The following is a 16,671-nucleotide window of genomic DNA, read 5'->3' as shown; positions in this document are numbered from 1 at the left end:
GGCCGGATCGTCTCCGTCGACCAGAAGGAGCACGAGCAGATCTTCCCGAAGCCGGGCTGGGTGGAGCACAACGCCATCGAGATCTGGACGAACGTCGAGGAGGTCGTCGCCGGAGCCATCGCGAAGGCCGGCATCACCCGCGACGACATCAAGGCCATCGGCATCACCAACCAGCGCGAGACGACGCTGCTGTGGGACAAGAACACCGGTGAGCCCGTCCACAACGCCATCGTCTGGCAGGACACCCGCACCGACGCGCTCTGCAAGGAGCTCGGCCGCAATGTCGGGCAGGATCGTTTCCGCCGTGAGACCGGCCTGCCGCTGGCCTCCTACTTCGCCGGCCCCAAGGCCCGCTGGCTGCTCGACCACGTCGACGGCCTCAAGGAGCGCGCCGAGGCGGGCGACATCCTCTTCGGCACCATGGACACCTGGGTCATCTGGAACCTGACCGGCGGTGTCAACGGCGGCAAGCACGTCACCGACGTGACCAACGCCTCCCGCACCCTGCTCATGAACCTGCACACCATGCAGTGGGACGACAAGATCGCCGAGTCCATCGGCGTGCCGCTGCAGATCCTTCCCGAGATCCGCTCCTCCGCCGAGGTCTACGGCGAGGTCACCGGCGGCAGCCTCGGCGACCTGCTCGGCGGCATCCCGGTCGCCTCCGCGCTCGGCGACCAGCAGGCGGCCCTGTTCGGCCAGTGCTGCTTCTCCGAGGGCGAGGTCAAGTCGACCTACGGCACCGGCACCTTCATGGTGATGAACACCGGTGACAAGATCATCAACTCCTACGCGGGCCTGCTGACCACGGTCGGCTACAAGATCGGCGACCAGCCGACCCAGTACGCGCTGGAGGGCTCGATCGCCGTCACCGGCTCGCTGGTGCAGTGGATGCGCGACCAGATGGGCCTCATCTCCACCGCGGCCGAGATCGAGACGCTCGCGCTCTCGGTCGAGGACAACGGCGGCGCCTACTTCGTGCCAGCCTTCTCCGGCCTGTTCGCCCCGCACTGGCGCTCCGACGCTCGTGGTGTCATCGCCGGCCTGACCCGGTACGTCACCAAGGCGCACCTGGCCCGCGCCGTCCTGGAGGCCACCGCCTGGCAGACCCGCGAGATCGCGGACGCCATGGTGAAGGACTCCGGCGACGAGCTGGTGGCCCTCAAGGTCGACGGCGGCATGACCGCCAACAACCTGCTGATGCAGACCCTCGCCGACGTCCTCGACGCACCCGTGGTGCGCCCGATGGTCGCCGAGACCACCTGCCTCGGCGCCGCCTACGCCGCCGGCCTCGCCGTCGGCTTCTGGTCCAGCACCGACGAACTGCGCGCCAACTGGCGCCGGGCCGCCGAATGGACCCCCCGCATGGACGCGGAGACCCGCGACCGTGAGTACAAGAACTGGCTCAAGGCCGTCGACCGGACCATGGGCTGGATCGACGACGAGAGCTGAGAGAGCGTGCACCGCTCTCACGATCGAGCTCTGACGAGGAGTAAGAACCCGACATGACCAGTCAGTCCACCCTGCAGTCCGTACCTGCCCTGGGGACGCACCCGGCCTCCGGCTCGCTTCCGAGCCGCGCCGAGACCAGGGAGCAGCTCGCCAAGGCGTCGTACGACCTTCTCGTGATCGGCGGCGGCATCCTGGGCATCTCCACCGCCTGGCACGCCGCGCAGTCCGGGCTCAGGGTGGCACTGGTCGACGCCGGCGACTTCGCCGGCGCCACCTCCTCCGCCTCCTCCAAGCTGCTCCACGGCGGTCTGCGCTACCTGCAGACCGGCGCGGTGAAGCTGGTGGCGGAGAACCACTTCGAGCGCCGTGCGGTCTCCCGCCAGGTGGCCCCCCACCTGGCGAACCCGCTCACGTTCTACCTCCCCGTGTACAAGGGCGGTCCGCACGGCGCCGCGAAGCTCGGGGCGGGCGTGTTCGCCTACTCCGCGCTCTCCGCGTTCGGTGACGGCGTCGGCCACCTGCTCTCCCCCGCAAGGGCCCAGCGGGACGTGCCGGAGTTGCGCACCGAGAACCTCAAGGCCGTCGCGGTCTACGGCGACGACCAGATGAACGACGCGCGCATGGCGCTGATGACGGTCCGCGCGGCCGTCGAGGCGGGCGCGGTCGTCCTCAACCACGCTCAGGTCACCGGGCTGCGCTTCACCCGGGGCCGGGTGACCGGCGCCGACCTGAAGGACGCGGTCTCCGGCGAGGAGTTCGGCGTCAACGCCCGCCTGGTGCTCAACGCGACCGGCCCGTGGGTCGACCACCTGCGCCGGATGGAGGACCCGAACGCGGCCCCGTCCATCCGCCTCTCCAAGGGCGCCCACCTGGTCCTGAAGCGCACCTCTCCCTGGAAGGCCGCGCTGGCCACCCCCATCGACAAGTACCGCATCACCTTCGCCCTCCCCTGGGAGGACATGCTGCTGCTCGGCACCACCGACGAGGAGTACGAGGGCGACCCGGCGGACGTCTCCGTCACCGAGAAGGACATATCCCAGATCCTGGACGAGGCCGCGTTCTCCGTCCGGGACCAGCAGCTCGAGCGCGACCTGATCACCTACGCCTTCGCCGGTCTGCGGGTACTGCCGGGCGGCCCCGGCGACACCGCGAAGGCCAAGCGGGAGACCGTGGTCACCGAGGGCAGGGGCGGCATGCTGTCCGTCGCGGGCGGCAAGTGGACCACCTTCCGGCACATCGGCCGCACCGTGATGGAGAAGCTGGAGGCGCTGCCGGGCCACCCGCTGGGCGACGACTTCGAGCCGATCGCCTCGCTGCCGAAGAAGCTGCCGCTGCCCGGCGTCGCCAACCCCCGTGCGGTCGCCCACCGCCTGCTGGTGGACAACCCGGCCCCGGGCCCGCGGATGGCCGCCGACACGGCGAAGCACCTGGCCACCCACTACGGTTCGCTGGCCTTCGACATCGCCCGCATCGCCAACGAGGACCCGCTGCTCGCCGAGCGCGTCCACCCGGACGCCCCGGAGATCTGGGCGCAGGTCGTCTGGGCCCGCGACCACGAGTGGGCCGAGACCGCGGACGACGTGCTGCGCCGCCGTACCACCCTGACCATCCGCGGTCTGGCCACGGACGACGTCCGGGCCAAGGTCCAGGACCTGCTCGACAAGAAGTAGCCGCAGGCTGCGGGCGACAACGCTGGACGGGCGGTGTGCCGGGTCCACCCTGACCGGCCCGGCACCCGCTGAGACCCCGGCCCCGCCGTACCGGGGCCGGGTCTGCGAGGGGGCGGCTCCTCTTCCCCTGGGGAGCCGCCCTTTCCGCATACCCGTCGGCCCCCCGCGTCCGCTTCCCATGGACGCCTGACCAGGCCGCATAATGTGACTGAGACATCGGATGTCTGGGCGACAGGGAGGCCGGTATGGCAGTCACCGATGAGGCGATCGAGAAGATCAAGGACATGATCGTCTCCGGTGCGCTGCGCCCCGGCGAACGGTTGCCCAAGGAGAGCGAGCTCGCCGCCGAACTGGGCCTGTCCCGCAACTCGTTGCGGGAGGCGGTGCGGGCCCTGTCGCTGATCCGGATCCTGGACGTCCGGCAGGGCGACGGCACGTATGTCACCAGCCTGGACCCGCAGTTGCTCCTGGAGGCGATGAGCTTCGTCGTCGACTTCCACCGCGACGACACGGTCCTGGAGTTCCTCGCGGTGCGCCGGATCCTGGAGCCGGCCGCGACCGCGATGGCCGCCTCCCGGATCAGCGAGCAGCAACTGGACGCGCTGGACGCCCAGTTGGACGCGCTCGGCGTCGAGCCGTCGGTGGAGGAGCTGGTCGCCTGCGATCTGGAGTTCCACCGGGGCATCGTGCAGAGCTCGGGGAACTCGGTGCTGTGCTCGCTGCTTGACGGGCTGTCGGGGCCGACCACCAGGGCGCGGATCTGGCGCGGCCTGACCCAGGAGGACGCGGTCGCCCGGACCCTGCGGGAGCACCGGGCGATCCTGGCCGCGCTGCGCGACCGGGACGCGGAGGCGGCCCGGTCCTGGGCGACCGTGCACATCGCGAGCGTGGAGCAGTGGCTGCGCAGCAGCCTGTGAAGCGCTTACCGCTTCCTTGAACCGGTGGTGTTCGAGGACGGCGAACGGGGCAGTGATCCGTTCACTCCCCCGTGCAAGGGGGCTGCGGGCGCCCCCGCCTCACGCCGTAAGGTTGGGGCGTACGCGAGGGCACGTCGGAAGGAGGCACTGGGTGATCGAGCTGGAGGGGGTTCCCGAGCTGATCGACCCAGTCATGGTGGCCGCGTTCGAAGGCTGGAACGATGCCGGCGACGCCGCCTCCACCGCGGTCGCGCATCTGGAGCGGGAGTGGAAGGGCGAGGTGTTCGCGGCGCTCGACGCCGAGGACTACTACGACTTCCAGGTGAACCGCCCCACGGTGTGGATGGACAGCGGCGTGCGCAAGATCACCTGGCCGACGACACGGCTGTCGGTGGTCCGGGTCGGCGGCGAGAAGCCCCGGGACCTGGTGCTGGTCAGAGGCATCGAGCCGTCCATGCGCTGGCGCTCGTTCTGCAACGAGCTGCTGGGCTTCGCCCACGAGCTCGGCGTCGAGCTGGTGGTCGTCCTGGGTGCGCTGCTCGGTGACACCCCGCACACGCGTCCGGTGCCGGTCAGCGGGGTCACCTCGGACGCGGACCTGGCGCAGCGGATGGACCTGGAGGAGACCAAGTACGAAGGCCCGACGGGCATCGTCGGCGTCCTCCAGGAGGCGTGCACGCACGCGGGCGTCCCGGCGGTCTCGCTGTGGGCCGCGGTCCCGCACTACGTCTCCCAGCCGCCCAACCCGAAGGCCACGCTGGCGCTGCTCAACCGCTTGGAGGACCTGCTCGACCTGCGGATCCCGCTGGGCGAGCTGCCCGAGGACGCGCGCGCCTGGCAGGTCGGGGTGGACCAGCTGGCCGCGGAGGACAGCGAGGTCGCGGAGTACGTGCAGACGCTGGAGGAGGCCCGGGACACCGCGGAGCTGCCGGAGGCGTCGGGTGAGGCGATCGCCCGTGAGTTCGAGCGGTATCTGCGGCGCAGGGACGTCAGCCCGCCGGGCGGCCACGCCACGGCGGACGGCAGCGACAGTGCGTCGTACCTGCGGGACAACCCCGGGAACCCGGGTGGCAAGGCCCGGCCGCCGAAGCCGCCGAGGGCCGACACGCCCGGAAACGGCAGGAATCCCGAGGAGCCGGGCGACACCGGGGAACCCGAGCCTGACGACGAGGACACCTCGGAGGACTGAGACAGGGGCGGTACGCGTAGTGCGTACCGCCCCTGCTGTCAGGTGTCAGTCGTCGATGGTCGGCTTCGGGCCGGTGGGGGCTGAGCGCGCGGTTCCTCCCTCAGCCTCCGGCCGGGGGTACCCCCAGCGCCCCTGAAAAGACGGGGCGCGGATGTCGGCGTCTCCTAGAGGGCCACGCCCAGCAGCGCGTCCACCGCGCGTGATACGACGCCCGGCGCGCCCGTGTCCGTGCCGCCCTCCGCCTGCTGGAGGGCCGCCCAGCGGTCCACCGCGGCCAGGGCGGCCGGGGCGTCCAGGTCGTTGCTCAGGGCCTCGCGGATCTCCTCCACCAGGGCTTCGGCCGGCGGGCCGTCCGGGCGGGAGACGGCCGCGCGCCAGCGGTCCAGGCGCGTTACCGCGTCGGCCAGGACCTGGTCGGTCCACTCCCAGTCGGCCCGGTAGTGGTGGGAGAGCAGGGCGAGGCGGATGGCGGCCGGGTCGACGCCGTCCCGGCGGAGCCGGGAGACGAAGACCAGGTTGCCCTTGGACTTGGACATCTTCTCGCCGTCGAGGGCGACCATGCCGGCGTGGACGTAGGCCCTGGCCATCGGGAACTCGCCGGTGAGCACCTGGGCGTGCGAGGCGCCCATCTCGTGGTGCGGGAAGGCGAGGTCGGAGCCGCCGCCCTGGACGTCGAAGGTCATGCCGAGGTGGTCGAGGGCGATCGCCACGCACTCGATGTGCCAGCCGGGACGGCCTCGGCCCAGGGAGCCGCCGTCCCAGCTCGGTTCGCCCTCGCGGGCGGCCATCCACAGCATCGGGTCGAGCGGGTTCTTCTTGCCGGGGCGGTCCGGGTCGCCGCCGCGCTCGGCGGACAGCAGCCGCATCGCGGCCGCGTCGAGGCCCGAGACCTTGCCGAAGTTCGGGTCGGACCCGACGGAGAAGTAGATGTCGCCGTCGAGTTCGTAGGCGGCACCGAGGTCGCGCAGGCGTTCGACGAGCGGCACGATGCCGGGTATGGCCTCGACCGCGCCTATGTAGTGCTGCGGCGGCAGCATCCTGAGGGCGGTCATGTCCTCGCGGAAGAGGGTCGTCTCCTGCTCGGCGAGGGCGGCCCAGTCGACGCCGTCGCGCTCCGCGCGCTCCAGGAGCGGGTCGTCGACGTCCGTCACGTTCTGGACGTAGTGCACCTGCCGCTTGGTGTCGAGCCACACGCGCTGAACCAGGTCGAACGCGTTGTAGGTCGCCGCGTGCCCCATGTGGGTCGCGTCGTACGGCGTGATGCCGCAGACGTAGATACGGGCGACGGGACCGGGGTCGAGGGTGACGAGACCACCGGTCGCGGTGTCGTGGATCCTCAGGTCGCGGCCCTGACCAGGCAGGGCGGGGACCTCGGAAGCGGGCCAGGCATGCATGTACATGAGCGTAACCGGACCCGAGTTCGGTATACGAACCGGACCGCCGGGAAGACAGTCTTGATCTCGGGGCCGGAATGTGCTGGTGGCGCTATACGGGCGGCCAGGGGATGGCCGGCCACTCGCCGCCGGGTTCGGGGTGCTTGCCGGTGGTGAGCAACGTCTCGACACGTGCGCGCGTGGCGTCGAGTTCCGCGGCGGTGATCAGCTCGGCCAGGCGGGTTCCCAGCGGCCCTCCGAGGGCCTCGCGCAGACCCTTGAGGACCTCGACCGCCTCGCCGGTCAGGTCCTCCCCCGCCCAGCCCCACAGCAGGGTGCGCAGCTTGTTCTCGGTGTTGAAGGTGACGCCGTGGTCGATGCCGTAGAGCCGGCCGTCGGCGGTGGGCAGCAGGTGGCCGCCCTTGCGGTCGGCGTTGTTGATGACGGCGTCGAGGACGGCGAGCCGGCGCAGCCGTTCGTCGTCGGCGTGCACCAGCAGCGCGGTCCTGTCGTCGCCGACGTCGGCGAGCCCGATCGCCTTCCAGCCGGGCTCGGGCTCCTCCGCGTCCACCAGGGCGAGCAGTTCGGCGCCCTCGGGGTCGACGTCGATCCACAGCTGGACCATGCCCTCGCCGTAGGGTCCGTCGCGCAGCACGGTGGGCGGGACCAGGTCCCAGCCGGTGGCCGCGGCGACCTCGTAGGCGGCCACCTCGCGCTGGGCGAGGGTGCCGTCGGGGAAGTCCCACAGCGGGCGCTCCCCGGCGACCGGCTTGTAGACGCAGGACGCCTCCTGGCCGTCGTGCGCGACCGTGCAGAACAGTGCCGCGTTGGAGGCGTCGCGGATGCGGCCGCGTACCTTCAGCTCACCGTGGGCGAGGAGCTCGGCGGCGGTCACGCTCCGCGGCGGTATCCGTTCTGGCGCGGACATACGTGTCCTTCCGGGTCGAGCGGGAGGCTGCACAGCGGGCACGGCGGCCGCCCGGCGTTGACGACGTCCAGGGCGCGCTTGGCGAAGGCCCTGGCCTGCGCGCCGGTCAGCCGGACCCGCAGCATCGGGGGCCCGTTCTCCTCGTCCTGGAGGAGCCGCTCCTCGGCCTCGGCGAGGTCCTCCTCGGAGTCGGCCTCCAGCTCCACGAGGGCCTGTGCCTCGACGATCATGCGCTCTTCCTCGCCGTCCCAGGCGAGCGCCATGGTCCCGACGCGGAACTCCTCCTCGATGGGGGTGTCCAGCGGGGCGCTGTCGGCGATCTCGGTGGGGGCGACGGCGGGCACGGCGGCGTTGCCGCCGCTGCGGCGCACGACCTCGTCGAGGAGTTCGTCCATGCGTTCGGCGAGTGCGGCGACCTGGGTCTTCTCCAGGGCCACGCTGGTCGTCCGGGGGCCGGCGGTGGCCTGGAGGAAGAACGTACGGCGTCCGGGCATTCCGACCGTGCCCGCGACGAAACGGTCCGGCGGATCGTAGAGGAACACCTGACGGGACACGTCCTGTCTCCATGGGAATCGAGAGTGCGTGGGTTTCGGGCGGGCGACGACGCGGCCGGGGGCCGCTTACGTGGATCGCTTCACCCTACTGCGGCTGACGATCACGGCGCGCCGGCGCCGCCACCGACCGGGGCGTCTTCCCCGGGGGGTTCCTCGCGAGGAGCAAGGGAGGCGAGATCCCCGGTGTCCCCGAGACGAACGAGAAACGGCCTGAGGCGGGTGTAGCGGATCGCGGTGATGGAACACGGTTCGACGGAGATCCGCTGGAAGAGGTCGAGATGCAGGCCGAGCGCGTCCGCGACGAGGGACTTGATGATGTCACCGTGCGAACACATGACATAGACGGCGTCCGGGCCGTGGTCGCGCTCCACGCGCGCGTTCCACTCCCGGACCGCCTCGGCGGCGCGGGTCTGCATGGCCCGCATGGACTCGCCGCCGGGGAACGCGGCCGCCGACGGGTGGGCCTGGACGACCTCCATCAGCGGCTCGTCCTTGAGTTCGGCGAGCTTGCGGCCGGACCAGTCGCCGTAGTGGGCCTCCCCGATCCGCTCGTCGGTGTGGGCGGTGAGCTCGGGGCGGGCGTCGAGGAGCGGGCGGACCGTCTCCTGGCAGCGTTGCAGCGGGCTGGTGACGAGCTCGGAGATCGGCAGCCCGGCGAGCCGGCCGGGCAGCGCGGCGGCCTGGGTGGCCCCCCGCTCGTCGAGGGCGACGCCCGGCGTCCAGCCGGCGAGCACGCCAGAGGTGTTGGCGGTGGACCGTCCGTGCCTTACGAGGATCAGCGTGGGCATGCGGCCCAGGGTAGGCGTACCCCGAAGTGCACAGGTGGCCGGGCGACGGGAGAATACGCTCCGTGATCGTCGATTGCGCCATCTACCGGGACGGGGAGCGGACGGAGACTCCGCAGGACTTCTCCGACGCCCTCGCGGAGGCACGCGCGCGTGGCGACAGTTTCCTGTGGATCGGCCTGTACGAGCCGACGGAGCGCGAGTTCGACCTGGTCACCGACGAGTTCGGGCTGCATCCGCTGGCCGTCGAGGACGCCCTGACCGCTCACCAGCGGCCCAAGCTGGAGGTGTACGACGACTCGCTGTTCGTCGTCCTGAAGCCGGTGACGTACGAGCCGAAGAGCGACACGGTGACCTCCGGTGAGCTGATGATCTTCATCGGGGACTCCTTCGTGGTCACCGTGCGCCATGGGACGCCGTCGCCGCTCGGCGACATCCGGCGGCATCTGGAGGAGCAGCACGAGATGCTCAAGCACGGGCCGACGGGGGTGCTGCACTCGATCTCCGACGCGGTCGTCGACAACTACCTGGCGGTCGCCACCGAGCTCCAGAACGACCTGGAGGAGCTGGAGACCGAGGTGTTCTCGCCGAGCGGCGGCGGCTCCCGGCACACCGCGTCGCGGATCTACACCTTCAAGCGGCAGATCCTGGAGTTCCGCCGGGCGACCGTGCCGCTGGCGCTGCCCATGACGAAGCTGGCCGGCGTGGGCCCGTACGGCAGCGGCGTGACCGTGCCCTTCGTGCACGCGGAGGCCCGGCCGTTCTTCCGTGACGTCAACGACCACCTGACGCGGGTGAACGAGAGTGTGGAGGGCCTGGACCGGCTGGTGTCGGACGTCCTCAGCGCCCATCTCGCGCAGATGAGCGTGCGGCAGAACGACGACATGCGGAAGATCTCCGCGTGGGCGGCCATGGCCGCGGTACCGACGCTGATCGCGGGGATCTACGGCATGAACTTCGACCACATGCCCGAGTTGCACTGGTTCTGGGCCTACCCGGCGGTGATCTTGTTCATGGTCCTGCTGGAGCTGTCGCTGTACCGGCTGTTCAAGCGCCGCGGGTGGATGTGAGGGCCGCCTGCGGCCGGCGGGCTCAGGCGAACTCGGGGGCCGGGGTCGCGGGGCCGCCCAGGGCGTCCCTGCGCTCCGGCATCCGCAGCGAGACCATGCGGCGCCAGCCGACGGCGCGTTCGTAGGCGTAGACGGCGCGGATGCCGAACGCCAGGAGCGCGGACCTGGCCCTCGGCCAGCCGAGGATGCGGCCCATGTGGGCCATGACGGCGAGGCTGACGTCCCGGTGGACGCGGATCTCGGCGAGGGCGCACACGCGGAGCGTGCGCTGGATGGTGCGGCCGTGCCCGGCGGCGGCGAGACGCAGCAGTTCCTCGTGGCAGTAGGCGAGGTGGTTGTCCTCGTCCCCGGAGATCATGGACACCGCGCGGCCCACGTCCGGATGGTCGGCGAAGTACCGGCGCAGCAGTTCCATCTGCTCGGAGGCGCGCTGCTCGGTGACCCGGCTGTGGGCGAGGTAGCTGACGATGTCCGGCACCGTGAGCGGCCGGTCGGCCCGGAGCCGTTCGTGGGCGAGCCCGATGCCGTGCCGTTCCAGGATCATCGTGTAGTCGGTGTCGGCCGGCACCGGAACGGGCGCCAGCCCGCGCTTGCGCAGCAGGGCGTGGAAGATGCGCCCGTGCTTGTCCTCGTCGGCGCCGTGGCGGGTGATCTTGGGGGCGAGGTCGCGTTCGCTCCGCGGTACCAGTGCGGCGATCCGTGCGTTCTCCCAGCCGCCCTGGGACTCCCCGCCGGCCGCGATGGAGCAGAAGAGCCGGAAGGACTCGTCGTTGTCGAGGATCTCCTGGAACAGACTCCTGGCCGAAAGCATCGTGGGCACCTCTCTGGAGGACTCACCAGACCCGCAAAGAACGAGTCAAATGCCGCGTCGGGGTCGCTGCAACAGGTGCGCGGGCGGACTCAGCCGAAAGGAGGGGCGGCGCGGTCACGCCGGGGGCGTAACCGCGCGGGCACGGACGCGTTGTTCCGGGTGACGGCCGTGGCGGGGAAGACCCCCCGAGCCCCCACCACGGCCGCGGACCTCTCTCCCGTGCCGGAGGCTCACGCGAGCCCGGCGCGCTCCAGGGCCTCGGCGCCGGCCCGCAGCGAGGCGAGCCGCTCCTCCAGCGCGAACCCGGCGGGCGCGAGCGAGAGCGTGGTGACCCCGGCGGCCGCGTAGGCCTTCATCCGGTCGGCGATCCGGTCCACGGAACCGAGCAGCGTGGTCTGGTCGATCAGGTCGTGCGGTACGGCGGCCGCGGCCCCGTCCCTGTCCCCGGACAGGTACTTGTCCTGGATCTCGGCGGCCTCCCGCTCGTAGCCCATGCGCTGGGCGAGCTGGTTGTAGAAGTTCTGCTTGCGGCTGCCCATGCCGCCGACGTACAGCGCGGTGTAGGGCCGGAAGGTGTCCGCGAGCGAGGCCACGTCCTTGTCGTCGCCGACGGCGAGCGGCAGTGTCGGGCAGATGTCGAACCCGTCGAGGGTCCGGCCGGCCTTCTCCCGGCCCGCGCGCAGGTACTTCACGGCCGTCTCCTCCAGGTGCTCGGCGGAGGGGAAGATCAGCAGCGCGCCGTCGGCGATCTCGCCGGTCTGCTCCAGGTTCTTCGGGCCGATGGCGGCGATGTAGACCGGGATGTGCTCGCGCTCCGGGTGCACGGTCAGCTTGATCGGCTTGCCGGGGCCGCCCGGCAGCGGCAGCGTCCAGTGCTCGCCCTCGTACGACAGCCGTTCCCTGGTCATCGCCTTCCGTACGATCTCCACGTACTCGCGGGTGCGGGAGAGCGGCTTGTCGAACTTGACGCCGTACCAGCCCTCGGAGACCTGCGGCCCGGAGACGCCGAGGCCGAGCCGGAAACGGCCGCCGGACAGGGAGTCGAGGGTGGCGGCGGTCATCGCGGTCATGGCGGGCTGCCGGGCCGGGATCTGGAAGATGGCCGAGCCGACGTCGATGCGCTCGGTCTGGGCGGCGACCCAGCTGAGCACGGTGGCGGCGTCGGAGCCGTAGGCCTCGGCGGCCCAGCACACGGCGTACCCGAGCCGCTCGGCCTCCTGCGCCACGGCCAGATTGTCCCCGTCCATCCCGGCGCCCCAGTAGCCGAGGTTGATCCCGAGCTGCATGGCCATTCCCCTTACCGATCAGTAACGTCGCTGTCGCGAGAGACCTTAGCGCGGGGATTTCTGTGCGGCGGATCGGCCGTGGTCCAACTGCGGGCCGTGGGGGCTGGTCGCGCCCATGCGGCGGAGCCGCACATCGATACGGCCCCGCGCCCCTTGGCCGGGTGAGCCCCGTACCTTCGAAGCCCCCCGCGCTGGGGAAACCGGTTATCCACAGGCAACCCAACGCACCAGCTCTGGCCAGTAATCTCGCGGGCATGGAGCAGAGGCATCTCGGCCGTACCGGCCTGCGTGTGTCCAGAATCGGACTCGGCACCCTCACCTGGGGCCGGGACGTCGACGAGCACGACGCCGCGGACATGCTGAAGGCGTTCTGGGAGGCGGGCGGGACCCTCGTCGACACCGCGGACGTGTACGGCGACGGCGAGGCCGAGTACCTGCTCGGGCAGCTCATGGAAGGGCTGGTGCCACGCAGGGACCTGGTCATCTCGACGAAGGCGGGCAGCGTCCCCGACCCCGACCGGCGTTTCGACGGCTCACGCGGCCACCTGCTCGCCGCGCTGGACGCCTCCCTGGCCCGCCTCGGCACCGACCACGTCGACGTCTGGCACGTGCACGCCTACGACCCGGACACCCCGCTGGAGGAGACGCTGCAAGCGCTCGACCTGGCGGTGAGCAGCGGCCGCGCCCGCTACGCCGGGGTCTCCAACTTCTGCGGCTGGCAGCTGGCGAAGGCCGCGACCTGGCAGCTCGCGACGCCGGGCACCCGCACCCGGCTGGCCAGCACACAGCTGGAGTACTCGCTGCTCCAGCGAGGCGTCGAGCGCGAGGTGCTGCCCGCCGCCCTCGACCTGGGCATCGGCCTGCTGCCGTCCTCCCCGCTGGGCCGGGGCGTGCTGACCGCGAAGTACCGGCACTCCACTCCCCCGGACTCGCGCGGCGCCTCCGAGCATCTGGCGCCGTTCGTCGAGCCGTACCTCGACGACACCGCGACCCGCATCGTGGACGCGGTGCAGACGGCGGCGGACGGACTCGCGGTCACCCCGCTCCAGGTGGCGCTCGCATGGGTGCGGGACCGGCCGGGCGTGGCCGCGCCGATCGTCGGCGCGCGCAACGCGCAGCAGCTCGCCGGGGCGTTGTCAGTGGAGGCCCTTACGCTTCCTGACGAGATCTGCCGGGCGCTCGACGATGTGTCGGCGCCCGTGCACCGCTATCCCGATCACGACTGGAGCACGCTGTGAGCACGGAGCCGGGGCTGGGCGCCGAGCCCGAGGCCGACGAGGACCGGACGGCCGGGGGGCCGACAGGGGCCCAAGACCTCACCGGCGGGCCGGCCGGAGCGAGCGACTCGCCGGTCGCAGGCACCACCGGCATGGACAGCCGAGCCGGTGACGGCAACAGGACCGACGGCGACGGAGCCGACGGCGAAGCCACCGCGGACGGCCCGGTCGGGGACGGCGCTGCGGCCGTCACGGCCGCGGATTCGGGGCGCGCCGGAGCCGCGGCGGCCGGCCCGGACGGCGTCGGTGGAGACAGCGGGGTCGCGGGCGCGGCCTCCTCCGGCTCCACCGAGGGCTCGGCGGACACCCCCCAGCAGTCCGAGGCCGCGGCCGAGCTGGCCGCTCAGCGGGCCGAGCGGGAGCGGATCGAGCGGCGGAAGGCCGAGAAGCCGGCGCCGATCGAGAGCGGGGCCAAGCTCAGCGGCAAGGCCGCCGATCTGCTCGCGGCCGTGCGGGCCGTGGAGAGCGGCGGGAAACCGGCGGCCACCGTGTTCCCCGTCCCGGAGGCGGCCCCGCGCCCGGCGGCCCCCGCCCCGGAGCCCGTCCGCCGGCCCCAGCCCGCACCGGCCGCCCCCGGGCCCGCCGCTCAGACGGTCGCGGAGGTACGCCGGGTCCTGTCCGACGGGGGCGCGCCCGAGTCCCTCGCGCCCCAGGTCGCCGCCGCTCTCGGGGAGGGCGCGGCGGCGCTGCTGCGGGAGGACCCCTGGCAGCTGCTCCGGGTCACCGGGGTACGGCCGGACCAGGCCGACGGGTTCGCGCGGGCGCTGCTCGGCGCCGAATGCGGTCCGGACGACGAGCGGCGCGGGCGGGCGGTGACCGGCTGGCTTCTCGAGCAGGCCGCCGTGGCCGGGCACACCGCCCTGGAGATGCCGGCGCTCACCGCCGCGCTGGCCCGGCGCGCGGTGCCCGACCCGGAGGCGGCCGTGCAGGACGCGCTCGCGGAGGGCGAGGCGCTGGTCTTCCAGGACGCCCTGGATCCGGGCGCCCCGGAGCCCGAGGACGACGAGGAGGAGCGGCCGGTCCGGGTCCTGGTCGCCCTGGAGCGGTACGCGCTGGCCGAGGAGAGCCTCGCCGACGGGCTGGCCCGGCTGGTCAACTCCCTGGCCAAGGAGGCCCCGGAGCCCTGGGAGGCGGCCGCGGCGGCGGCCTCCGGCGGTGCCGCGGAGCTGGCGCGGGCGCTCGCCGGGCACGGCCTGGTGCTGCACACGGGCGGGGAGGCGGCCCGCGCCGAACCCGCGGGCCTGCTCAGCGCCGCCCGCTCGGCCGGACTGCGTGCCTTCGCGGCGACCCACTCCCCTGACGGCGGCCGGCGCCTCGCGGGCGGCGCGGAAGCCGTGGGCACCGTCGCCGACCTGCTCGCCGGGGCCGCGGGGCCCGGCCGGGACGCGGACGGCGCGCTGGCCCTGGACCTGCTGATCGTGCTGGACGCGCCCCAGCTGGACGTGGAGGGTGCGGCGATGCTCGTGGAGGCGCTGCCCGACGGCGCCCGGCTGGTGCTGAGCGGGGATCCGGCGGCGTTGTGGTCCGCGGGCCCCGGGCGGGTCTTCGCCGACCTGCTGGCGGCCCGCGTGTGCCCGCAGATCGCCTCCCGCACGCCCGACCCCGGCCCGCTCGGCGAGTTGGTCTCCGGGATCGGCGTCGGCGAGCTCGCCCAGGTCGAGGCGCCCGGCAAGGAGGTCGTGATCGTGCCGGTGCGGGACGCGGGCGAGGCCGTGCACCGTACGGTGCAGCTGGTCGCCGACTCCGTCCCGCGCGCGATCGGCGTTCCCGCCGAGCAGACCGTGGTGATCACTCCGGGGCACGGCGGAGCGGCCGGCACCCGCGCCCTCAACACCGCCCTCAAGGAACGGCTCAATCCGGGCCCCGGCCGCTTCGGCGGCTTCGACCCCGGTGACCGGATCGCCTACTCCCCCGCGCCGGGCCGTACCGTGCCGGGCCAGGTGGTGACGGCCGACGCCGACGGGCTGCACCTGTCGTGCGCGGGCGTGCCCGTGGTCGTGCCGAAGGAGCGGGTGGAGCAGTCCGTCCGCCACGGCTGGGCCCTGACCGCCCACCAGGCGGTGGGCGGCCGCTGGCCGGCGGCGGTCGTGGTGCTGCCCGGGGACGCGGTCCAGTCCCTCAGCCGCCCCTGGGTGTACACGGCGTTCAGCCGGGCGGAGCGCCACCTGTCGGTGGTCCACGGTGTGGAACAGGCCCTGCCGAAGGCGGTGGCCGAGAGCCTGCCGAAGCCGCGGACGACCCGCCTGCCGCTGTTGCTGAAGACACAGGTCCCCGCGGCGGACTGACCGGTGTGCCTCCGGCGGCTCGGCGCGGGCCGAGCCGCCGAGGGGCGGATCAGCGCTCGGCGTCCAACGGTTCCAGATCCTCGTCCTCGTCCAGGTCGAGGTCGTCCAGTTCGTCTGTCTCCGCGGTGTCCTCGCCGTCCTCCGCGTCCTCCTCGTCGAAGACCGCGCTGACGTCGAAGCGGCACACCACCCGCTGCGGGTCGACCCCCTCGAAGGGCGCCTCCAGCCACTCGCCGGGCTCGGCCGGCTCGTCGGCCGCGGTCACCCAGAGCGTGGAGTCACCCTCCTCCAGGCCGAACTCCTTGTGCCGGGAGGCGATCTCGTCCGGTTCGAACTCGCCGAACAGGACGCCCAGCGCCCCGTGGATCGTGCCGGCCGCGTCCTCGTCCGCGCCGGGGCCGTCGTCGTACTCCACCGCCTCGACCCGCTGGGCCTGGGCCAGCAGCCGCTGTGGTTCCGCCACGGCGTAGTCGCGGCGGATCAGCACGCTGATCGCGTTCGGTTCCTCGGGGCCCGCGTACGGCGGCAGCGAGTCGTCCGTACCGGGGATCTCGAAGGGTGTGACCTCGTCGTAGCGGTCGTACAGGAGCTCGTCGTAGACCTCGGCGGCAGCGGCCAGCTGGTTGAACGCCTCGTAGACAGCCGGGTCGTCCTCCCCCGACCTGCGTTCGACCGCGGCCAGATGGCGGTCGAGCGCGGTCTTGACCGCCTCGGCGGCGGCGCGTACCTCGGCAGCGGTGGGCTGCGCAGCATCAGACATAGTGCAGACGCTATCCGTACCGGGCACCAGCCCGCACAATAGATGCGATGCCGGAATACGAATTTGTCGACGTGTACGTACCTCGCGGGGTGTCCCGCAAGGAGGCCACACGTCTGCTGACGGACCATGCCGAGTACGGACACTGGGAGTTGGACCGACTGAGCCTCATGCGCGACGGCAGCCGCAGGGTGCGGTTGCGCCGGCGGATCATCCGCCAGGTGCGTGCCACATGGTGAGACTGGCCGACTGACGGAAGGGGCCCCGCGTCGACGGGGCCCGTTCCGTTCCACGCACCGCCACCGGTGCGTCACCGT

General features: G+C 72.4%; 15 protein-coding genes. 8 read left to right on the top strand and 7 right to left on the bottom strand.

The genetic code is table 11. The features are described from left to right. From glpK to JF597_RS24335, 4 genes are all read left to right on the top strand, one after another. On the top strand, positions 1 to 1,452 hold a 1,452-nt coding region (gene glpK / locus JF597_RS24350; RefSeq protein ID WP_293998516.1), incomplete at its 5' end, for a glycerol kinase GlpK. Between the two features lie 53 nt (positions 1,453 to 1,505). Continuing rightward, positions 1,506 to 3,122 (top strand): glycerol-3-phosphate dehydrogenase/oxidase, encoded by a 1,617-nt coding sequence (locus JF597_RS24345; protein ID WP_293998513.1) that lies wholly within the window; start codon positions 1,506 to 1,508, stop codon positions 3,120 to 3,122. Positions 3,123 to 3,367: 245 nt separating this feature from the next. Next, on the top strand, positions 3,368 to 4,039 hold the full coding sequence (locus JF597_RS24340; protein WP_293998511.1) for a FadR/GntR family transcriptional regulator: 672 nt from the start codon (positions 3,368 to 3,370) through the stop codon (positions 4,037 to 4,039). Positions 4,040 to 4,190: 151 nt separating this feature from the next. Beyond that, entirely contained in the window at positions 4,191 to 5,228 is a 1,038-nt protein-coding gene (locus JF597_RS24335; RefSeq protein WP_293998509.1) for a PAC2 family protein, read from the top strand. 164 nt (positions 5,229 to 5,392) lie between these two features. Here JF597_RS24335 and mshC read toward each other — a convergent pair whose 3' ends face one another. The 4 genes from mshC to JF597_RS24315 all read right to left on the bottom strand — a co-directional run bounded on the left by mshC (position 5,393) and on the right by JF597_RS24315 (position 8,871). Beyond that, on the bottom strand, positions 5,393 to 6,622 hold the full coding sequence (gene mshC, locus JF597_RS24330; RefSeq protein ID WP_293998506.1) for a cysteine--1-D-myo-inosityl 2-amino-2-deoxy-alpha-D-glucopyranoside ligase: 1,230 nt from the start codon (positions 6,620 to 6,622) through the stop codon (positions 5,393 to 5,395). Positions 6,623 to 6,713: 91 nt separating this feature from the next. Next, entirely contained in the window at positions 6,714 to 7,529 is an 816-nt protein-coding gene (locus JF597_RS24325; protein ID WP_293998504.1) for an SCO1664 family protein, read from the bottom strand. After that, positions 7,493 to 8,083 carry a DUF3090 domain-containing protein gene (locus JF597_RS24320; RefSeq protein ID WP_293998501.1) on the bottom strand — a complete coding sequence of 197 codons (591 nt, stop codon included), beginning with the start codon at positions 8,081 to 8,083 and terminating at the stop codon, positions 7,493 to 7,495. The genes JF597_RS24325 and JF597_RS24320 overlap by 37 nt, the downstream gene beginning before the upstream one ends. A gap of 101 nt (positions 8,084 to 8,184) precedes the next feature. Next, on the bottom strand, positions 8,185 to 8,871 hold the full coding sequence (locus JF597_RS24315; protein ID WP_293998498.1) for a histidine phosphatase family protein: 687 nt from the start codon (positions 8,869 to 8,871) through the stop codon (positions 8,185 to 8,187). Between the two features lie 62 nt (positions 8,872 to 8,933). On the opposite strand from JF597_RS24315, the gene corA reads away from it, so the two are divergent. Further along, a complete protein-coding gene (gene corA / locus JF597_RS24310) occupies positions 8,934 to 9,938 on the top strand; it encodes a magnesium/cobalt transporter CorA (RefSeq protein WP_293998495.1) in 1,005 nt (334 codons plus the stop codon). Between the two features lie 22 nt (positions 9,939 to 9,960). Here corA and JF597_RS24305 read toward each other — a convergent pair whose 3' ends face one another. Together JF597_RS24305 and JF597_RS24300 are read right to left on the bottom strand one after the other, a co-directional pair. Further along, positions 9,961 to 10,749, bottom strand: coding sequence for a ferritin-like domain-containing protein (locus JF597_RS24305; protein WP_293998492.1), 789 nt, complete (start codon positions 10,747 to 10,749; stop codon positions 9,961 to 9,963). Positions 10,750 to 10,979: 230 nt separating this feature from the next. Beyond that, positions 10,980 to 12,035 carry an LLM class F420-dependent oxidoreductase gene (locus tag JF597_RS24300; protein WP_293998489.1) on the bottom strand — a complete coding sequence of 352 codons (1,056 nt, stop codon included), beginning with the start codon at positions 12,033 to 12,035 and terminating at the stop codon, positions 10,980 to 10,982. A gap of 254 nt (positions 12,036 to 12,289) precedes the next feature. Between JF597_RS24300 and JF597_RS24295 the strand changes: the two genes are divergently transcribed. Beyond that, a complete protein-coding gene (locus JF597_RS24295; RefSeq protein WP_293998486.1) occupies positions 12,290 to 13,273 on the top strand; it encodes an aldo/keto reductase in 984 nt (327 codons plus the stop codon). A gap of 131 nt (positions 13,274 to 13,404) precedes the next feature. Continuing rightward, on the top strand, positions 13,405 to 15,597 hold the full coding sequence (locus JF597_RS24290) for a helix-hairpin-helix domain-containing protein (protein ID WP_293998522.1): 2,193 nt from the start codon (positions 13,405 to 13,407) through the stop codon (positions 15,595 to 15,597). A gap of 49 nt (positions 15,598 to 15,646) precedes the next feature. Here JF597_RS24290 and JF597_RS24285 read toward each other — a convergent pair whose 3' ends face one another. Next, positions 15,647 to 16,357, bottom strand: coding sequence for a hypothetical protein (locus JF597_RS24285; protein ID WP_293998483.1), 711 nt, complete (start codon positions 16,355 to 16,357; stop codon positions 15,647 to 15,649). Positions 16,358 to 16,404: 47 nt separating this feature from the next. On the opposite strand from JF597_RS24285, the gene JF597_RS24280 reads away from it, so the two are divergent. Next, on the top strand, positions 16,405 to 16,593 hold the full coding sequence (locus JF597_RS24280; protein ID WP_046732800.1) for a DUF5703 family protein: 189 nt from the start codon (positions 16,405 to 16,407) through the stop codon (positions 16,591 to 16,593). Positions 16,594 to 16,671 lie beyond the last annotated feature (78 nt).

This window comes from Streptomyces sp. (genome assembly GCF_019510245.1).
Lineage (GTDB): Bacteria > Actinomycetota > Actinomycetes > Streptomycetales > Streptomycetaceae > Streptomyces.
This window is presented reverse-complemented; position numbering and strand designations above follow the sequence as displayed.

What these genes read in the sequence shown, in the direction of transcription:
- JF597_RS24290 (WP_293998522.1), top strand. Translation starts at nt 13,405, where the DNA reads ATGGACAGCCGAGCCGGTGACGGCAACAGGACCGACGGCGACGGAGCC.
- JF597_RS24305 (WP_293998492.1), bottom strand. Translation starts at nt 10,749, where the DNA reads ATGCTTTCGGCCAGGAGTCTGTTCCAGGAGATCCTCGACAACGACGAG.
- JF597_RS24280 (WP_046732800.1), top strand. Translation starts at nt 16,405, where the DNA reads ATGCCGGAATACGAATTTGTCGACGTGTACGTACCTCGCGGGGTGTCC.
- JF597_RS24300 (WP_293998489.1), bottom strand. Translation starts at nt 12,035, where the DNA reads ATGCAGCTCGGGATCAACCTCGGCTACTGGGGCGCCGGGATGGACGGG.
- JF597_RS24315 (WP_293998498.1), bottom strand. Translation starts at nt 8,871, where the DNA reads ATGCCCACGCTGATCCTCGTAAGGCACGGACGGTCCACCGCCAACACC.
- JF597_RS24285 (WP_293998483.1), bottom strand. Translation starts at nt 16,357, where the DNA reads ATGTCTGATGCTGCGCAGCCCACCGCTGCCGAGGTACGCGCCGCCGCC.
- JF597_RS24295 (WP_293998486.1), top strand. Translation starts at nt 12,290, where the DNA reads ATGGAGCAGAGGCATCTCGGCCGTACCGGCCTGCGTGTGTCCAGAATC.
- JF597_RS24325 (WP_293998504.1), bottom strand. Translation starts at nt 7,529, where the DNA reads ATGTCCGCGCCAGAACGGATACCGCCGCGGAGCGTGACCGCCGCCGAG.
- JF597_RS24345 (WP_293998513.1), top strand. Translation starts at nt 1,506, where the DNA reads ATGACCAGTCAGTCCACCCTGCAGTCCGTACCTGCCCTGGGGACGCAC.
- JF597_RS24340 (WP_293998511.1), top strand. Translation starts at nt 3,368, where the DNA reads ATGGCAGTCACCGATGAGGCGATCGAGAAGATCAAGGACATGATCGTC.
- mshC (WP_293998506.1), bottom strand. Translation starts at nt 6,622, where the DNA reads ATGCATGCCTGGCCCGCTTCCGAGGTCCCCGCCCTGCCTGGTCAGGGC.